The following is an 18,170-nucleotide window of genomic DNA, read 5'->3' as shown; positions in this document are numbered from 1 at the left end:
AACGCTACTGACGCCAGATGGGGTCAGCTTGTCGCTTACTGATGGTCCAGGCCACGCCTGGGTTTGCCGCAAGGTTCGGATACCCTCCGCGGACAACGCCCAATCCGGGGATTGGCCAGAAATCCGCCGGCGAGTGCGCAACACGTCACGGGCGATGGTCAGTTCGTGGGTCGGGGTGCGGATGTCGCGGGTGGCGTCGTGGAGGACCAGGTCCTCGAGATGGACGGGTTCGCCGTCGATCCACAGCGAGGCGCAGGCGTCGACAAAATTTTGGCGTTCTGTCGTTTTGCATTTAATCGCAAGACTCCGCATGCAATCATTTCAATAAGATAGCGCGGCACTTAAATTGAGATTGAGCACTTAATTTGAGATTTTTGCTTCGATTTTGGCACTTAATTTGAGATTCGATGCGGTGGAAAAGATGGCCACCTTCGGCAAAGCTTCATCAGAAAATGCCAGATATTACGAAAGGTTATTGCCGAATCGGAACGGGTCAATCGCCGAAAATCACACCGAAAAATCTCAAATTAGGTGCCATCGCCTGCCGGAACGAGCGCATTCTTACGATTAGATGCCAAACGACAGCTCCTCTTCGTCTGCTGCAGACTGCTCGTTCTCCTCTGACACAGGCAGATCGACGAAATTTTGCCGACCCAATACAAACTGGGGCAGATCAAGGACCATTGTTTCCCCACGCGTGATCGCATCCTCGTACCTGATGAGGTCTACCGAACCCGGAACCGTTTCAACCGCATTGGCGAGTTCAGCGAGGCCAGCATCCCTATCTCCATGGGAAAACAGGCGCGCACCCACCAGAAGGTGGAGCGCTGCGTCAATGCGCTTTGGCATTGGCACACCGTTATTCTCCAACCGAGCTTTCATTCGATCGACCGCAAGGCCACGCAACACCTCAAGAGACCAGGGCTGCGGACGCCCAACCATCAAATTGACCGCAAAGCTAATTATACTGGGCTCTGCGAGATCGTTTTCGAATGAGACCTTCAATTTTGGCTTGAGCACTCGGAGCCTGCCTTCCGGCGCGTAGGCGTTCCATAGCGTCGCTATAGCCGCCATCGGCAGACGGTCCGCCCGGCTCGACAAACCAGGAGCCACTTTCTCTATCTTTTCAAGCACCTCAGGCATATCGACGAGTACAGGCTTCTTGTTGGCGAGCCCGTCGATCATGAATTCGAGCATGCCGTTGAAATATGACGGCGCGCTTTTTCGATGAAATCCCGCCGCCTGATGAATCCAGAACTCCGCCAGACGACCATGAATAAGGCCTGGCAGAGCCGTGCGGTAGTTGAAACTGGAGTCCACATCTTTCGGCGCACGCTCGATGAAGCGGCGCACCACATGGCGAGAGAGGCGCGCCAATCCTTCAAGACTCAGGAGAGTGTTACCATCTACATGGGCGGTATCGGCCCGATCCGCCGCCATCCATACCTCCGGTGCAAGGTTCTCAAGCATATGGACGTTTCGGGACCGGATCGCGTAAGCGAGACGTAGGGCAGTCGGGAGTTGGCTCGCACCTATTGGTCGTATGGCGTTGATCGCCTCGCTACGATAGAAGCTCGGTTCCACGTGGTCGCAAACAAATGCCACGAAACGCCGTTGCAGCCCGGAGTGTTCATTCGCAAGGATTGCAGACTGGATCCGCTCCTTGGATTCGTCATTTAGCCCGCTGGTTGCCTCATCGATCCGCTCGCGCTTGCGTTGGTCGTATTCAGCCCAACTCGAGGGCTTGGGTTCGGTCGTCTGACCTAGAGATTCAAGCGCCGCGACCATCAGTGTGTAGGCCAGCGTTGCATCCTCATCGACGATGAGAGTTGCATCGACAATCTGACGGATCGCCCGCATTGCTGCAACGTAGCTCTTGCGTTCGAGAGCGGTCAGCGCGCGAAACAATTCGTCGAGATCCCTGATCGAACTTTCGCTCAGGACGACGGTGGCATCGAAGGTTTGGCGCAGGATGCTTGCCGGTCCTCGCCGATATTGCGGGCTGCTCTCGTCTCGCGAGATCACGCGCCGCGCCATGTCCTGATCTCGCACGCACACGGCGTTGAGACCGAAAGCAATCACAGCGGCGATCTCGTCGAGCAACTGGTCGCCACTGGTGGCGACGAGCACTTCCGGCTGACCGCTCTCAGTTACGGTTTCGAGTTGTTCCCTTGCCTCGATGGTGAGGCTACCCACGCCGTGGAAGTTCGTGGAAGGAAGCAATGTCCCGAACTGTAAACTATGCGACCGTCGGTCGCCGTATGCACGCAGATTGGTGTACACAATCCCTCGGTGCAGTTCGTCCGTGAGTGCGACATCTCGGAAATACATTCCTTGTACGATTTGGAGCACGGTCTACTCGCTCTCTCTAGCTTGCCTCAGATCAACACCCGTCTGCCTTTGATGCCGCCGCGACTCACGTCACGTCGAGTCCCGATTCATCGCTGGACGACATTTCTGTCGGCATCAGCATGCATGTCTCTTCTGCAGTAAAATGATATCAATTTATGAAGCTCGAAGCAGAGCGCTTTACGGATCGTGTCTCCGAACATATATTCAGAAAAAATGAGGACTACGCGACATGGCAACGGACGTAAAAGAGCGGTATGGACAAATAACCCGCCAGGCCAAGAAGACATTGGCCGAAGCGGCTGAAGCGTCGCGCAAAAGCGTCGGCTACGAGGAAGAAGAACGCCTCTTCGCGAAATTCCGCAAGCGTGCGCGCGAAGATTTCCGAACGCTCTCCCGCTCTAGCACGCGCTCGAGCAGCAAGTAGAACTGGTTCAGCGAGCACGGCCTGCCTTGATCCAATCCGGTTTGACGCCGGCCGATATCCCGTAGGACGAACCATAAACCCAACGATAGGATGATCGTCCGTCCGAACGCCCGTCGAGGCTTGTCTCAGTTTTTACCGTAGAATTCAGCCGCAAGACGATTGCATCGGCGTCACGGGGCAGTTCGAGCTTCTTCAGCTCGTTTGCCTCGTCTTTCCAAAGAGCAACACTACTTGCTTGATCATATCTTCCCTCCAGGTTTTGACGCTCAATCAACCCGAGCGACGTAAAACTCAATACTGATGTGCCAGGGTCATCGGCGAGCACTGTTGCATATCGACCAGGCCATCGGAAGCCGAGTTGAGGGCCATCCATTAGGAGCGCGATAAGCAAGTTTGGGCCGACGGCGCGGATGACGGCCTGACACGGATCAACGCGCGCCAAGTCCTCACAGATGAGGGTAGTCAGTGTTGTGTTTCCCCGGTAGACAAGCATATCAAGGCTACGGCTGAGGATACCGATGTTTTCCCACCAGCTTTTCTCCGGATTGAGCGCGTTCAAGCCGTAAGACTTTGAACCGCCCCGGATTTACCGGAGACCCCAACTCGTGAGAAGTAGGGTCTATGGCAAGCAAGACGACGAACAAATTCTCTCCTGAAGTCCGCGCCCGTGCCGTTCGAATGGTGGCGGACCATGAAGCCGAGCATCGTTCTCGATGGGCGGCAGTATCTTCGATTGCGGCCAAGATCGGCTGCTCGGCGCACACACTGAATGAGTGGGTGAAGAAGGCGGAGGTCGATAGTGGCAAGCGGGCAGGCCTGCCGAGCGATGTGGCCGAGAAGATGAAGGCTCTGGAGCGGGAGAACCGCGAGCTACGTCAGGCCAACGAGATTTTGCGCAAGGCGTCGGCATATTTTGCCCAGGCGGAGCTCGACCGCCCACTGAAGCGATGATTTCCTTTATCGACGAACACCGCGCGGTGCTCGGGGTCGAGCCGATCTGTAGACTGCTGCCGATTGCCCCGTCCACCTACTATGAGGTCATTGCCAAGCGCAGGGACGTGGGCCGCTTATCGGCCCGCGAGCGGAATGATATCGCCATGAAAGTCGAGATACGCCGGGTGTTCAACGAGAACTTCCAGGTCTATGGCGTGCGGAAAGTCTGGCGACAGTTGCAGCGAGAGGGTTACGACATCGCCCGCTGCACCGTCGCTCGGCTCATGAGGGCGATGGGCCTTCAAGGCATCATTCGCGGCAAACCCGTCAAAACCACCGTGTCCGACAAGGGCGGACCATGCCCGCTCGATCGCGTCAACCGCCAGTTCAAGGCTCCAGCGCCAAACAGGCTGTGGCTTTCCGATTTCACGTATGTGGCCACTTGGCAGGGCTTCGTTTACGTCGCTTTCGTGATCGATGCCTTCGCCCGCCGGATAGTCGGCTGGCGGGCGAGCCGGACCGCTCATGCGGGTTTCGTCCTCGATGCTCTGGACCAGGCGCTTCATGATCGGCGGCCCGTCCATCGCGGCGGGCTCATTCATCATTCCGACCGCGGTGTTCAATACGTGTCCATTCGCTATTCCGAACGACTGGCAGAGGCGGGCATCGAGCCCTCCGTCGGAAGTGTTGGCGACTCCTATGACAATGCTCTGGCCGAAACGATCAACGGTCTTTACAAGGCCGAGGTCATCCACCGGAGAGGACCCTGGCGCAACTTCGAAGCCGTGGAGTTTGCCACCCTCGAATGGGTCGATTGGTTCAACCACCGGCGTCTTCTGGAGCCCATCGGGAATATCCCGCCAGCCGAAGCCGAACAACGTTACTACGCCATGCTGGATGCACCAGCCATGGCCGCATAACTTAAACCAAACGGTCTCCGGCAAAGCCGGGGCGGTTCACTTGATCTGGCCGGCTTCCAATTTCCAGCGATGATGCTTCTCTCTGACCAGGATGAGACCCTCCCAACGCGAAATTGCCTCTTCGCGCTCGGATCCGAGAAGAAAAAAGGGAGCGGTCGCGACAAAGTTTCCTCGCCGCCCAGCCCCGTCATCCGAGATCCCTGCAATCAGAAAATCGATGCTGGTATCATTTGCGAGCGCGCCAGCCAACGATTTGAACTGGGCGAAGTTGAGAGCAAGTTCGGGAAATACAACACCATCGACTCGGTCGCCGCGATCCCGAGCGCGCATGACTAGATCCTTGACGAACTCGACAAAGGCCAAGCGTTTGCTTCGATCGTTGTCTTCTGGTAGCCAGATCTGCTCCGCATCAAACCAACCCCATCCGCCTTCGCCGTGTTCTCCGACCGGCCGAAACACCTCGTCGACGACACGAAACGGAAACGGAACAAGCAGCAGGGAAAGACTATTATCCCGGCTTGTCTCGACCACCTCGACAATCGGCTCTACCCATCGAACACGGACCTGTCCTCTCGGTGGGAGTAGAGCAAGATTGTGGCTCAGTGATCGAAGCGTACACCCGACTGTGGGTGTGCGCGATTTCGGCTGCACGCAGACGACATCTTCTGCTGCCGAAGAGATCGAAAACGGTCCTCTCTGGATGCGCCTAAAGACATCGCCACTTACGACGTCCTCGCTTATATATCCTCCATGCGCAACGGAGGAAAAGGGATTCTTGCCGCGAAAACCGATGTTCTTCGACGCTTCATCTGCGATCATCATGAGTTCGAGACAGATAAACCACCAATCGGGCGACGGGTCCCGGTCCTCAAGTGGCGAAAATACGGGAACATCCTCATAGGCTGCGAGCGAGGACCAAAGCTCTTGCACCTCGCGTGGTGGGTCCGGCAGGCGACGACCTTCGGCGGGCCCGGTTGTCAACCACTTGTTCCCAGTCAAAATGGCTCGATCACGAAGATCGGGTTCGACCAGAATTTGACGGAACCCTTCCTCCGAAAGACCCGGCACCGCCGGGGCGACATGATGATAGGCGCCGGATCGCTCAAGAAGATGCCCCGCGAAGGCAAAGACATCTGCCGGCAAAAGCGGCACACGATCGAAAGGCGATCGCAAATTTAACGAATCCGGAAATAGCGCTCTGTAAACCTCAACAAGACTCGCCATTTTCGCTCCTACGACTCAATGGTAAAACGAGGCGTATACTAGATTCTCCGCAACGTGAAAGTGTTAACGAACCCGTTTGCATCGCAGGTGCTTTGGGACGAGTTGCGGCTCGAATATCTAGGCGACGCGGTCTCAAGTGTGGCTCCCGCGCGTGGTTAGTTTTGGGTGCAGTTGACTCGATAGCCCTCTGACGCACAGCGACTTGGCTGGCAGTCCAATCCCTGTCTCGCGACAGATAACTCCAAGCTTGACCAGCCGTTAAGTCCCCTTTCCCAGCGATCGACGGTAGCCTCAAAGGAGAAACCAATATCCCCAAGTCATTCGCAATCCGCAAACAGCAACATCTTCTACTTAAGCGAGAAGTCTGACATACATCTGTTGTCAGCCGCCAAGAGGTTTCAGTGAGATTTACAGCCGACGGACCGTCAATCCCAGATGAATTGTTATGGGCGCGAGATCAGGGAAGAGTCGTCTTTTTCTGCGGTGCGGGTGTTTCCCTTGCCAGGGCAGGTCTCCCTGATTTTTTCGGCCTCGCGGAAAAAGTCATCTCCAAGCTGGGCATCCCGCCCGACAGTCCAATGGTTAAGATCCTCGGCGAAGCTCGAGAGATTGGAGGCCGTACGGGCATCGATGGGTTGATCTCCGCTGACCGTATCTTTGGCCTTTTGGAGCGAGACTTCCCTCAAGGCGATATCCACGCGGCAGTTGCTGAGGCTTTAAATCCTGGTGCTAACAGCAACCGAAGCGCTCACGAGATTCTCGTGCAGCTCGCCACCACTAAAGAAGGTCTGGTTCGTATCGTCACAACGAATTTTGATCGATTGTTCGATGAATGCGGAAGCGGGCTGAGAAGCTTCCAGCCACCGCACCTACCTAATCCTGCACGGCCGAAGGAGATGAATGGCATCATCTATCTCCATGGCAAGGCGACGCTGGCCTACGACGGGGCGGAAGAAGACGGCTTTGTCCTCTCAAGCTCGGAATTCGGGCGGGCATATCTTTCCGACGGCTGGGCGACCTCCTTCATTAGAGAGATCATCGCCCGATACGTAGTGGTGTTCGTCGGCTACGGCGCAGATGATCCGCCCGTGCAGTACCTGCTGGAAGCCCTGAATAAAACCAATGGAAGCTTCGATGGAGTGTTCGCGTTCCAATCGGGCGAAGCCCATTACGCGACGAGCAGATGGCGACACAAAGGCGTTCGTGCTATCCCCTATGTTGCCGATAACGGACATGCCGCACTGTGGGCGACCCTCGAAAAATGGGCGGCACGAGCGACGAATCCAGATGGCTGGGTCCAATCTGTCGTGGAGATGGCGAAACACGGTCCCGAGAACCTCGAACCTTATCAGCGTGGACAGGTTGCACACCTAGTCGGGACTATCCAGGGCGCTAGGGCTCTTTTTGAATCGCAGTCCCCTCCGCCTGCGACGTGGCTGGCCGTTTTTGATCCCCGCCGACGCTATGCAAAGCCCGAGCGGGAAAGGCGTTTTGACGAAAAAACGCCATTCGTCGATCCTTTCGACCTTTATGGGCTCGATTCCGATGAAGTCCCAAACAAGGTTGACCCGGAAACGGACTACGCCAAGCGCGAGGTTCCCGACGACGCGTGGGACGCATTCAGTTTGAACAAGTCCGATCGAAAAGGCCTTCTAGACGAGAATGTCAGCTCTCTGAGAGGGTACTCGGCCGCATACGTCCCTCGCCTTCCGTCAAGGCTCGATCAAATCGCCGGTTGGATCGCAAGGGTTTCGCATGAGCCCGCTTCTCTTTGGTGGGCGACGCGTCAGGGAAACTTGCATCCCCAGCTGCTTCGTCAAATTGACTTCTGGCTCGATAAAAAAGGAGAAATCAAGATTGCCGAGCCTACCCGTTCGGCATGGCGTCTCTTCCTCGACAGCTGGCTGCGCCCAATTCGCGGCGATGACGACTTTTTCCAATTGGGAGATGACGCCCGTTCGAACGGCTGGAACGCCACGCTGGTACGCCGGTTCGCCGACATCGCCCTACCATACATCAGGGTCGAGACTGCCTTCTCCGATGGGCCAATCGCTCCGACCGCGCTACGGGGAGAGGAGATCGCTGAGTTCGTGTCTCTTGACGTGGAGTACCCGGATGTCCCGATCGACTTAACCGTTTCCGATGAGTTTCTGCTGTCGCTGATGGGTCATCTCCGAAGGAACCTCGAAATGGCGATAGAACTGGAAAAGGAGATCGGAGGTTACGGTCTAGGTCATCTGAGCCCTATCGTGCCCGACGACGAGGGCGAGGACGATGGCGAGCGATATGGACGTACGCGTGGCCTGTCCGGCTGGATGATCTACTATGTCGGGCTAATGGAAAGGCTGATCGGACTCGATCCGCAAGCTGCGCGTCGAGAATTTGCGCGATGGGATACCACAGACGAAACCGTGTTTGCTCGGCTGCGAACCTGGGCAATCGGTAAACGAGAACTTGTGGCCCGCGAGGCGTTCGGGGATATGATCGATAGTTTGCCTGACGAAATATTCTGGGATAGCTTTCATGCGAGGGACCTTTTGCTCGCGATCGCCGCACGCTGGGCCAATCTTGACGACCTGGTGAGGAGCCGAACCGAGGCTCGCGTACTGAAAGGCCCTTCACGGCAGGACCATGAGGAAGAGACAGCCTTCATCGAACGGCGGGCGTGGTCGGTTCTTAACCGGCTTAACTGGATGAAGATTAATGGCTTGCAACTTAGCACAGACGTGGACGCACGAACCGCAGAACTGCAGCGCGAAGCACCCCGTTGGATGCTAGAGTACGCGGCAAAAGAAGCACGATCGCTGGAAGGGCGCGTCGGCACGATTCGGACGATTACCGATCCTTCAGGCTTGGCGGACGAACCACTGACAAACGTTCTTGCAAAGGCCTCGGAACTTTCAAAGCGACGCAGTGCGGACTTCACCGAACATGATCCGTTTCTCGGATTCGTCAAGACGCGGCCGGTTCGCGCGCTCGCGGTTCTGCGAGACGCAGCGAAACGAGACGAGTTTCCGGAGTGGGCCTGGCGAACGTTTTTGGATACGGAGGTTAGGAAGAACGACAAGACCGTCTTCTCTGCCCTGATCGCCAGGGAAATCGTCAAATACCAAGTGGCTGATATCGCGCATTTCATCCGGTCGGCTGCAGACTGGCTTCAGAAGGCCACCGGTTCCCTGGCGATATCTCATCCAGACCTCCACTTCCGACTCTTGGAAAGGTTGATCTCTGTTCTGCGCGAACTTCCACTCCAAGGAAGATCGGCAATCGTCCGCACTTCGACGGATCCGGACTGGACGATGGAGGCGATCAATTCTCCCACCGGAGACTTGGCCGAAGCGCTTTTCGATGTTCCTCAACGAAATGAGCTGAGCCATAGACAAAACCTGGACACAGCGTGGAAAGCTCCGGCGGAACAGCTTCTGTTGCTTCCAGCCGACCTTAGGAGGCATGCGCTGGTCATCTTCGCATTTCACCTGAATTGGCTTTATTGGGTCGATCCAGACTGGGCAGAAGCTCATGTACTGAATGTTCTGGACTCACCTGAACCCGAAGACCGTCAAGCTTTTTGGGCAGGGTTCCTATGGCGCGGTAGAGCACACGGTCACCAGCTCTTCGATATCCTCAAACCCCAGATGCTTAGTCTCGCGAAATCGGGCCGGCTTGAAAAGCGCGGGCATGCGGAGGCCCTCACGAACTTGATTCTGTCGGGCTGGCGTACCACCAATTCCGCAACAGGAGAGCGCTTGATATCGGATGGTGAGCTCCGCGATGTGCTGTTAAATTCCGACGACGAATTCCGCAGTCGTTTCCTTTGGAACATCGAGCGCCCTAGGGTGAACGAAGGCTACGACCAGGCGAGCTGGTTAGCAAATATTACGCATTTGTTGCAAAACGTTTGGCCTCGTCAGCTCGGCGCAAAATCACCGAAGGTTACAGCCCGCCTATGCGATCTCGCGTTTTCCAGCGAGCACGATTTTGCCCAGGTCGCCCCACTCGTTCTCCCGCTCCTCGGAAAAATTGGTTCAAACCAGCTTTCTCTTCCGAGCCTAAGGAGAACGGAGAATAACGTCGCTGACACACATCCTAACCTCGTACTCGCTCTTCTTCACGCGGTTCTACCCGATGGCGCGAGACAATGGCCGTACGGAATGGATGCCACACTCGACCGTATCGGCAAGGCAGATCCAAAGCTGAACAACGACGAACGCTTGATTGAGTTGCGAAGAATTTGGAACTCGCGTTGAGACGAGGAGTGGCTCAGCCTGCCGTGTCGTCCGAGGGGCTTCGTGAGCTCTACACTCGTACATCCTAGCCGAGCGGCCTCCTCAGCGGCTACGTTGATCCAAGCCCGTTATCTGACGCACACTAGAGATTTCGCAGCGATATTGCCTTTCCCGGAAAGTCGGCGGGGGCGGCGCGGTGCTGAAAGAAATCCCGCATTGCGGAGCTATTAATGTTTGCGTTGACCGTTGCCATAGCCAACCCCATGATTGTTCTCTGGGCGCTTGCTGTGGCGACGTCCAACGCCAAGTGTTCGGTCTGGTCCGGGGACTGCTCGCTGTCGAGGCGGAGATATCGGTCTTCCAACCGATGCTTCAACATGTAATCTGAGATCTTCTGTTGAGAAGCGAGAATGACACTTACCAATCTCTGATCTCGAGCCCAGCCGAATATACCGAGTTCCCGTCCGCTAGCGTCAGCAAACGAAAAGCTGGAGGTTGTTGTGCCAATACTCATCACATGCACATCGCTAGGTTCGACACCGAGAAAGTGCTCAGCTTCATGAACGGCCAAAAGATCGGGCGAGTTCGCAAACATGCCGCCGTCCGCATAGAGTGAATGCTCAACTTCGGCGATTGGAAAATACGTAGGGGCGGCCGACGTGGCCATGGCAACGTCTACGAGAAGGAGACGTTGATCGCGAGTGAAGGTTTCATGATGAGGCGTCTTGAAAACTTGAGGGCCGCCTTTAGTGAGGTTGACTGCCGGCACCAAAACGCGATGCATGAGATCGCCGATCTTCGTTTCTTCGCCTAGCATTCTGGTAATAGTGGCCCGCAGATGGGTGGGATCGTATTTCGGCTTGTTAACGTAGCGCCATATATCCCTTAGCTGCCCAGCCCAGCCTTTCGGTACAGGTCTGTCGGAGAATATCCCTGGTCCTTCACGCAGGAATGCCTCCTGCATGTCTTTCGCCCTGACCTCATGTGCAAGGCCAAGTGCGATGATGCCACCGATCGACGTCCCGGCAATTAGGTCGAAGCTGGATGCGATTGGCCTACCGAGATCTTCCTCGAGCTGCGCTAAAACTGCGACAGTATACAGCCCCAGATACCCGCCACCACTGAGAGAAAGAATATTGAATCTTTTGGTCATGGGTTCCAAAGCGCTTTGTAACGGATTAGTTAAAAATTGGTAATCCTCACCCTTTTAAGCAAGGGGCCACACTACTACATTCGATATAATAGCGTCCGAGGGGATTCGGTATATGGCGAACATTTCTAAGCTTTTGCACAACACTGTTGACGATCATTTCCTTGCCAACTTGAAAGCTGACGAAGCCTCACTTCGGAACGCTCGTACCAAGATCCGTGAACGCTTGAGGGATGCATTCGCGAAATCAAGCACCGAGGTGTTCGGTGTAGAAGTTCGACCGAAATTCTTCACCCAGGGCAGCTTCGCCTACAAAACCCTCAACCTGCCCGCGTTTCCGCCCGGTCAACAGAAGGATCTCGATGACGGTTGCTACCTGCCGCTCTCTTTCGTAAGGGGCGAGCGACCATCAGAAGCTGCATCAGCGTTCTTCGCCTTCGTGGAGACTGCCTTGACGGATCTGGCAAAAGAGGAAGGCTGGACGCTGGTCAAAGAGAAGGCAACGTGCGTGCGCCTAATTATCAGCCGCGACGGCCACATAGACATACCGCTATACGCAATTCCCGACGGCGATTTCAGGCATCTCGAGGAAGCGCGGAATGTGCAGAAAATGCATACGTTCGATGCGAAGATCAACTCTTGGGACGCATTGCCGTCCGACGCCGTACTACTTGCCCATCGTGAGAAGGACTGGGTCGAGTTGGATCCCCGCAAAATCTACGATTGGTTTGTCGACGCGGTTGGACTCTACAAGGAGCGCCTCCGTCATGACTCTCGCTACATGAAAGCCTGGCGTGACCACCATCAGCTTGATGACGAAGGGTTGACCTCCATCAACATCATGGCTTGCGTCTGGAAGGCGTACGAGGCGATCCGCGGTGCTTTCTTGCCGGACCGTGCGGACGAGCGACTGCTGCGGGTGATTGAAAGGATGCAGATATACTTGGCAGACGATGTTCGCATCCCACCGTGTGGTGATGAGAACATCAATCGCATGACGGTTGCTCAACGCAACAAGGTCATTGGCAAACTACGCGAACTGGAGGCCAATCTTCGGGAGGCTATCGCGAAATGCGAGAATCCGGATCGTGCTGTCGAGCTGGTGAGGGCAGGTTTTGGTCCGCGAGTCCCATTGCGTCCGGATCTGGTGATTATCCAAACCGCACCTGCCGTGACCGTGCTATCGGAGCCGAAGAAAAAGGTTCCAGCGCCAGAAGTAGGACGCTCTACTAGTGGATGATAACGTCGATCTGGCACGGCTTGAGATCCATGCGGCCTTGGGCGATGTCGGATTCCAGCGTGCGTTTGCGCATCGCGGCCGGTTTCTCTACACCGGGGTTTTAGACAAATCCGGCCTATCGGTGCCGGTCTCAATCGAGATTACCGATTTCGACTTTGTGGACTATCCAACTATCAAGATCGCCGCTGAGTTCGCGTTACCTGACCGCAGACTGCCTCATGTACTGGGAGCTGAGCGGACCGTATGCTATTATGAAAGAGGCGCGGTGGTTTTAGATCGCTACGATCCCGCCGGCACAGTACTTCAATGTCTCAACAAATGTGAGGACGTAATCCGGAAAGCCGTCCGCGGGAAGCTCGACGGCGACTTCGCTGATGAATTTGGTGCCTATTGGTCATCGGTAAACTCACTCGTCGACTTGCGGACTGACGCAACTGGCAAAGGGAGTGTCAAATATATCCGCTTCCATCCGAAGCGAGAGCCGATTCCGGTCCTAGCAAAAGATAGCTCTTGGCTATGGTCTCGCGACGCTGTGAAGGGCGGCAAAGACCGAGGTGAGTCAGCCCTCATCGTTCAGACTCGAGCAACTCTGTCGATCAATCCCAACGCAAAGTGGCCTCCAGAGACCGTCACAGAGCTTGACATGTGGCTCGGATGGAATGACCTCGCCCTGATGGGAAAAATTCAGGAAGCGATCACCAAGAGTGACGATACTGTGGCTATCCTGGCGATAAGGGCTGCGAATGGAATATTTCTATGCCGAGCCTCCATACCTGTTGCCTATCAAACAAAGGAGCTTTTGAAGACTCGCCGAGAAAATTTGTCGCGAACGTTGACAAGGATCGGGTCGAAGATTTCGATCGAGCGGGTCAACTCTGCGCCAGCAGATGCCGACTACGTCTTTGGACGGAACCTGGAAGGCAGCTCGAATCTTAGTGGAAGGCACATTCTCTTGATCGGGTGCGGCACTATTGGCGGCTTTCTGGCCCAACAACTCGCGCAATGCGGAGCCGGGTCCGGAGACGGTGAGTTGACACTAGTCGATCCTGATCTGCTTTACCCCTCAAACCTCGGGCGTCACCTTCTAGGCGCACCATATCTGTATGAGAATAAGGCAAACGCTTGCGCTGAGCTCATCCGTGAGCAACTTCCCCCATTGAATATCCGATCATTGCCGAACTATGCTGAAAGCGTCGAAATCAAACCCGGCAATTTCGATCTGGTGATCGACGCAACGGGCGAGGAGGCCCTTTCAATCGCACTTAATCATCGCGCAGTCAGACAAAGACCGACATCGCCGCCGATTTTGTTCGTCTGGCTGGAAGGCAATGGCGCCATCGCCAAATCGGTGCTGACCGGAGATCCCAATCACGCTTGCCTCAAGTGCTTGAAACCGCGGCTTTCCCAAGCGCCTCGACACAAGACATTGAAATCGGCGGAAGATATTGTCGTTGAACGGAACGCTGCATGCGGAGACGGAACTTATGTGCCCTTTCCTGTATCCCGTTCAGTCGGTGCAGCGGCTATGGCCTGTGATCATGTTCTCGACTGGGCCAAGGATACTCGCATCGACCGATTCAGAAGCCGGACTTTTGACAATGCAAAAGCCTACAACATCGCCGACGGTAGCCCGAAGCCAAGTAATGACTGTCCCGCCTGCGGGCAGCCTCACGCTTGAGTGGCAACCCCGACGATATGTTTTGATCCATCCCCACTGCCTGGAGGCGATGTCGGCGTATACAGAAAGTTGGGAACGCAATCGGGAGGCCGGTGGCATCTTCCTGGGTAGCTATCGCGGCGCGCACATCGAGATTACCGCAATAACGCATCCTCTCCCCAAGGACCGACGCGAGCGTTACCTCTTCGATCGTCGCGATCCAGGTCATCAGGCTGCAGCGAAAACGGCTTGGGCAGAATCCGGCGCTACAACGACATTTACAGGAGAATGGCACACTCATCCGGAGGACACGCCCGTTCCCTCGGCACGCGATCTTCAGACCTGGAGAGGGTTGATCGCCAAAACGAGCGAACCGGTTGCCTTCATAATTCTTGGTTGGTCCAGCAATTGGTATGGTGTCGGCTATCATGGTCGGGTTTATCCCGCGAAGCCCATTTAGGTTCGCCTGCTTCCGTCACTCGCCTAGGGAAGTGGGCGTTGGGCGTCCATAACAGGTTTGCGCGCGGCCTCAGCAGACGCAAAGCTATCAAACCGCTCGGACCGACGATCGAATAGATCAATTGAACCGCCTGTCTCTCGATCCGTCCAGTAGTGACCGCTGAGCGCTGTGGCCGGCGAGCCGATCACCTTATATCGAAAGCTTCCATAGTGAATTGCCGTCACGTCCTTGCGATCCGATATGCTCGGGACGCCCTGGTACACGCCATAAAGATACGTCGTCCCGTCATCATTGATGTCGAAGCTACTCGCAACGAGGAACGATTCGTGGTCTCCAGCGGTCATCAAGCGCACAGAAAGGGTGGCGAATGTTTGACGGATCGCAACATAGGCGTCTATCCGGCCCTTGGTTTCCAGTGTCTGCGGATCTCGGTAGGTCGACTGCAGCGTTGCTTTCCACATGCCATTAAGATTTGGTACCCGAACAAACAACTTGCACGGCCATTTCCGCCATAGGTATTTGTTGAACAAGGTCCAGCCACCTGTGAGAACGGCCAAGGTTAAGGAATAGGGTTTCGCGTGCTCCCAGGTCAGTTGGATACCTAAAAACCATAGAAATGCTCCCCAGACGATGACGGCGATGACAAGTAGGAGCGATATCGAATTGCGTGTAAACAAGATGGCACCTGGTCGAAACGCCGAATTGAAGGCGAAACTATACGAGTTGCAGCGTCAGCCACTACCATTTCATCCGTTGATTCTGGTGTTTTCCACTGGCCGCATTTCCGAAAACGACGGTGTGCCAATGGTTAGAGAACCGATGCCTGCTGTGGGGGCGTTTTTTTCAGACAGAATTGTTTCGGTGATCGAAGACGGCGTGCGCCTGAACCCTAGCGTTCACGACGGGGCAATCGTCTTCTCTCGGGAAAATGAAGAAGATGAGTATCGCCTATCTGTATGGTCGATGCGGATTGTTAGCAGAGGCACTCCCGATCAGGCCGAGCCGAATGTAGGTTCCGCCCACAATAGTGCCCAGTCGCTATCGCTGTCGCCAAGCGTCGATCTTTGCGCGATCATTTCGAGTGCCGGCGTAGCCATTTTCGAGAACGGTCTGATCTCAAGGGTCGGGCGGTGATCAACGGCTCGTATGACCCTGCCACCTCCTCCCACCCGAAAGGGCAAAGCGACCTACATATGTTATTTAATGGGCGCCTGTGAGGGGCTTTGACGATAAGATAACACTCTGAAATCATGGTAAACATTTCCTTAACTGGAAGCTATTCAACACATTGATTCCGCCACCCATTATGATTTCAGATAGAATGCATAACCATCGATAAGTATAGGTTATCGATGGTAGATTGATTTCGATCTTCAGAATGCAAATTTGACATCGGACGTATAGCTAATCGCTACGACTTGCCGATCGATGGGCCTTGGCGCGGACAAGCGCGACGAAGCGTTGTTTGACAGCGGCAGCAGTGACAGTCGATGTCATTGGCATACTCCATTTTCCGTAAAATACGGGATTTCCGGACAATTTTCGATAGCGCAGCGAGCTGCAAGGACGAATCCTGGCGCGCGAAATCTGCGAGAACGCGTTCTCTCCCGCGGGTCACCTATCCGCGACTGCGTCTCTTGGGAGGATTTTGGGACTAACTAGACTATCACGCGCCAGCTCGCTCGCTAATTCGGCGTCGTGCTGATGTAGATCAAGTATCGGCGTGATAAAGACATAAAATCGGGCGTGGCACCACCTGGCAGAAGCTATTCCTCTTCGTCCTGTCCGATTGAGTCAAACCAGGAGCCGACAAAAAAAGCGGCTATGAAAATAAGGAAATAAACCAGATACTTAGCATCGAGACCCAGGCTGTCGTAGCCGGCTAGGGCCGCGATTGTAATAAAACCTAAGATAATTTTCGCGTTCACGACAGTTCTCTAATACTCTCCTAGGGATTGAAGAGTGAGGTTGATGGCGCCTTCTCCACCAGGTCCGCGAGTAAATCAAGAAATATTCGGGAACAAGACAAAGCAGGAGGACCTGCGCGTGTATGTGCGCTGTCTTGGCAACACCTAATCGCTGCTCCGGCGCGTGCGTCGGCGCATACCATCGGAACGCCTCTCGCGCGGATTGGGCGTCAGCGCTCTTTTGGCAGGCTCCCCCTCTTCAGCTATCACCGATACCGCTGTTTTTCGGGCATTTCGGCCGCAGAAGCCCGCTGACGCGCCTTTGCTTATCCGGACGCTCCGTTGCTCGTCCACGGTCGTATTTCGAGTCTGGCGGGCCGCTGTTCGACACCTAAAACACGCTTGCAACCGGTCATTTTCTCACGCATTCCTTATCTGTACAAAGCACTGGAGAACACCATGGCAAGACCGCAAGTCGCCAATCCATCGCCGGCTCCGAGACGTCTAATCGGCTATGCACGTGTCTCGACCGACGATCAGGTCCATGACGCCCAGATGGACGAGCTGCGTGCCGCCGGCTGCGAGCGGATTTTTCAGGAGCATGGATCGGGCGCATCTCGCGCGCGACCGGTTCTGACAAGACTACTTGGGGATCTTACCGCCGGCGATGTGCTTATCGTCGTCCGGCTGGATCGTCTCGCCCGGTCGGTCAGCCATCTGTTGCAGGTGGTCGAAGATCTCGAAGAACGCGGCGTCCATTTCCGGTCGATCCGCGATCCGATCGATACGTCCACACCACAGGGCATGTTTTCTCTCCAGGTCCTTGGTGCCGTCGCGCAGCTCGAACGGGCGCTGATCGCTGAGCGAACCAAGGCCGGTATCAAGGCGGCAAAAGCCCGCGGCAAGTTGCCAGGCAATCCAGGCCTTAGAGAGAGGCGACCGGAAGCGATCAAGGCGGTGTCGAAGGCACGAGAAAAACTATATCTCGACGAACTGATCGCCTCTGCCCAGACCTGGCTGCCAATGGTCCGGCAACTCCGCCCTCAGCACAGCTGGGACAATGTCGTGCGGGTTCTCAATCGTCGAGGTCATGACTGGACGGTGGAAAGGCTACGTCGCGCCGTGCATCGGATGGTGCGCGAAAAGCTCGCGGAGAAAGAACTCCTGGCCCGGTCCCCTCGTCGTGCCCCGGGGGACCATCTGATGAAGCTCGTAGCAGCGATCGCCATTGCCGATCCCGCCATGTCGCTGCGCGACATTGCCGCTCAACTGGACCAGATGGGAGAACGGCCGGCGCGAGGCGGAAAAAAATGGCAACCCTCCTCCGTCCGGGACCTGTTGGACGAAGCGCACCGGTTTGGCCTTATCCGCCACTGAGGGCACGGTTCATCAAGCGACCGATCGCGCGGTTCTTTTCCCTGCGGCTGTTAGCCGGCGTTGTCTTCCAAGCTTGATTGAGGATCTGCAGCGCCAGGCGACGGTAATCACCATCGCTCCGCAGTTTCAGCTCGGCGCTTTCCTCCGGAAGCGCGGGCGCCGGTTCTTCCGGCGCCTGCCTGCCCTCCCCTCCCCGGAATTTCCAGAAGGCTACATGTAGGAAAGGCGGAACCGTTCCGACCGCACTAGGCTCGACCAGGCCCTGCGAGTTCAGCCATGGCTTCGATGGAGGCGGCCCGC

The 18,170-nt window shown here is 55.8% G+C and carries 14 protein-coding genes, 1 pseudogene and 1 other annotated feature; of the genes and pseudogenes, 8 read left to right on the top strand and 7 right to left on the bottom strand.

Annotated features, from left to right (window positions below):
* Window positions 1-9 precede the first annotated feature (9 nt).
* Both ACR9ZQ_RS03845 and ACR9ZQ_RS03840 read right to left on the bottom strand, forming a co-directional pair.
* A pseudogene (locus ACR9ZQ_RS03845) lies at window positions 10-279 on the bottom strand (RHE_PE00001 family protein); the annotation flags it as partial.
* Window positions 280-567: 288 nt separating this feature from the next.
* Window positions 568-2,196 (bottom strand): hypothetical protein, encoded by a 1,629-nt coding sequence (locus ACR9ZQ_RS03840; protein ID WP_481426898.1) that lies wholly within the window; start codon window positions 2,194-2,196, stop codon window positions 568-570.
* A gap of 385 nt (window positions 2,197-2,581) precedes the next feature.
* Here ACR9ZQ_RS03840 and ACR9ZQ_RS03835 point away from each other — a divergent pair, with 385 nt between their 5' ends.
* Entirely contained in the window at window positions 2,582-2,776 is a 195-nt protein-coding gene (locus tag ACR9ZQ_RS03835; protein ID WP_481426897.1) for a hypothetical protein, read from the top strand.
* Between the two features lie 7 nt (window positions 2,777-2,783).
* On the opposite strand, the gene ACR9ZQ_RS03830 is transcribed toward ACR9ZQ_RS03835, so the two are convergent.
* Window positions 2,784-3,335: a hypothetical protein gene (locus tag ACR9ZQ_RS03830; RefSeq protein ID WP_481426896.1), complete on the bottom strand. Its 552-nt coding sequence runs from the start codon at window positions 3,333-3,335 to the stop codon at window positions 2,784-2,786.
* Between the two features lie 62 nt (window positions 3,336-3,397).
* Here ACR9ZQ_RS03830 and ACR9ZQ_RS03825 point away from each other — a divergent pair.
* Window positions 3,398-4,629, top strand: a protein-coding gene (locus ACR9ZQ_RS03825) for an IS3 family transposase (RefSeq protein ID WP_112904619.1) whose coding sequence is annotated in 2 segments (ribosomal slippage) — window positions 3,398-3,689 and window positions 3,689-4,629 — 1,233 coding nt in all. Because the reading frame shifts where the segments join, the coding sequence is not laid out codon by codon here.
* Window positions 3,682-3,798: a sequence feature (AL1L pseudoknot), on the top strand. (Overlaps the previous gene by 117 nt.)
* 36 nt (window positions 4,630-4,665) lie before the next feature.
* Here the strand turns inward: ACR9ZQ_RS03825 and ACR9ZQ_RS03820 are convergent.
* Window positions 4,666-5,853 (bottom strand): hypothetical protein, encoded by a 1,188-nt coding sequence (locus ACR9ZQ_RS03820; RefSeq protein WP_481426895.1) that lies wholly within the window; start codon window positions 5,851-5,853, stop codon window positions 4,666-4,668.
* A gap of 401 nt (window positions 5,854-6,254) precedes the next feature.
* On the opposite strand from ACR9ZQ_RS03820, the gene ACR9ZQ_RS03815 reads away from it, so the two are divergent.
* A complete protein-coding gene (locus tag ACR9ZQ_RS03815; RefSeq protein WP_481426894.1) occupies window positions 6,255-10,100 on the top strand; it encodes an SIR2 family protein in 3,846 nt (1,281 codons plus the stop codon).
* 121 nt (window positions 10,101-10,221) lie between these two features.
* Here the strand turns inward: ACR9ZQ_RS03815 and ACR9ZQ_RS03810 are convergent, their stop codons facing one another.
* Window positions 10,222-11,232 (bottom strand): CBASS cGAMP-activated phospholipase, encoded by a 1,011-nt coding sequence (locus tag ACR9ZQ_RS03810; RefSeq protein WP_481426893.1) that lies wholly within the window; start codon window positions 11,230-11,232, stop codon window positions 10,222-10,224.
* A 112-nt stretch (window positions 11,233-11,344) separates the two neighbouring features.
* On the opposite strand from ACR9ZQ_RS03810, the gene ACR9ZQ_RS03805 reads away from it, so the two are divergent.
* From ACR9ZQ_RS03805 to ACR9ZQ_RS03795, 3 genes are read left to right on the top strand one after another with little or no spacing between them, the layout of a single operon-like run.
* Window positions 11,345-12,469, top strand: a complete 1,125-nt coding sequence (locus tag ACR9ZQ_RS03805) for a CBASS cGAMP synthase (RefSeq protein ID WP_481426892.1) — start codon at window positions 11,345-11,347, stop codon at window positions 12,467-12,469.
* Window positions 12,462-14,147, top strand: a complete 1,686-nt coding sequence (locus ACR9ZQ_RS03800; protein WP_481426891.1) for a ThiF family adenylyltransferase — start codon at window positions 12,462-12,464, stop codon at window positions 14,145-14,147. Before ACR9ZQ_RS03805 ends, ACR9ZQ_RS03800 begins: the two co-directional genes overlap by 8 nt.
* Window positions 14,148-14,196: 49 nt before the next feature.
* Window positions 14,197-14,586 carry a Mov34/MPN/PAD-1 family protein gene (locus ACR9ZQ_RS03795; RefSeq protein WP_481426890.1) on the top strand — a complete coding sequence of 130 codons (390 nt, stop codon included), beginning with the start codon at window positions 14,197-14,199 and terminating at the stop codon, window positions 14,584-14,586.
* Window positions 14,587-14,609: 23 nt separating this feature from the next.
* Here ACR9ZQ_RS03795 and ACR9ZQ_RS03790 read toward each other — a convergent pair whose 3' ends face one another.
* Window positions 14,610-15,263 carry a Cap15 family cyclic dinucleotide receptor domain-containing protein gene (locus tag ACR9ZQ_RS03790; protein ID WP_481426889.1) on the bottom strand — a complete coding sequence of 218 codons (654 nt, stop codon included), beginning with the start codon at window positions 15,261-15,263 and terminating at the stop codon, window positions 14,610-14,612.
* Here ACR9ZQ_RS03790 and ACR9ZQ_RS03785 point away from each other — a divergent pair.
* On the top strand, window positions 15,250-15,720 hold the full coding sequence (locus tag ACR9ZQ_RS03785; RefSeq protein WP_481426888.1) for a hypothetical protein: 471 nt from the start codon (window positions 15,250-15,252) through the stop codon (window positions 15,718-15,720). The two genes, ACR9ZQ_RS03790 and ACR9ZQ_RS03785, sit on opposite strands and share 14 nt — an antisense overlap.
* A gap of 632 nt (window positions 15,721-16,352) precedes the next feature.
* Here ACR9ZQ_RS03785 and ACR9ZQ_RS03780 read toward each other — a convergent pair.
* On the bottom strand, window positions 16,353-16,514 hold the full coding sequence (locus ACR9ZQ_RS03780; protein WP_442207281.1) for a hypothetical protein: 162 nt from the start codon (window positions 16,512-16,514) through the stop codon (window positions 16,353-16,355).
* Window positions 16,515-16,952: 438 nt separating this feature from the next.
* Here ACR9ZQ_RS03780 and ACR9ZQ_RS03775 point away from each other — a divergent pair, with 438 nt between their 5' ends.
* Entirely contained in the window at window positions 16,953-17,870 is a 918-nt protein-coding gene (locus ACR9ZQ_RS03775; RefSeq protein WP_481426887.1) for a recombinase family protein, read from the top strand.
* The last annotated feature ends 300 nt before the right edge of the window (window positions 17,871-18,170 follow it).

The sequence above is a fragment of the Rhizobium sp. KNZ14-9A genome (assembly GCF_056755015.1).
Note: the sequence above shows the minus strand (reverse complement) of the source record. Positions and strands in the feature narration are given on the sequence as shown.

Coding starts and splice junctions, on each gene's coding strand:
- ACR9ZQ_RS03810 (WP_481426893.1), bottom strand. CDS start 11,232: ATGACCAAAAGATTCAATATTCTTTCTCTCAGTGGTGGCGGGTATCTG.
- ACR9ZQ_RS03805 (WP_481426892.1), top strand. CDS start 11,345: ATGGCGAACATTTCTAAGCTTTTGCACAACACTGTTGACGATCATTTC.
- ACR9ZQ_RS03820 (WP_481426895.1), bottom strand. CDS start 5,853: ATGGCGAGTCTTGTTGAGGTTTACAGAGCGCTATTTCCGGATTCGTTA.
- ACR9ZQ_RS03835 (WP_481426897.1), top strand. CDS start 2,582: ATGGCAACGGACGTAAAAGAGCGGTATGGACAAATAACCCGCCAGGCC.
- ACR9ZQ_RS03775 (WP_481426887.1), top strand. CDS start 16,953: ATGGCAAGACCGCAAGTCGCCAATCCATCGCCGGCTCCGAGACGTCTA.
- ACR9ZQ_RS03795 (WP_481426890.1), top strand. CDS start 14,197: ATGTCGGCGTATACAGAAAGTTGGGAACGCAATCGGGAGGCCGGTGGC.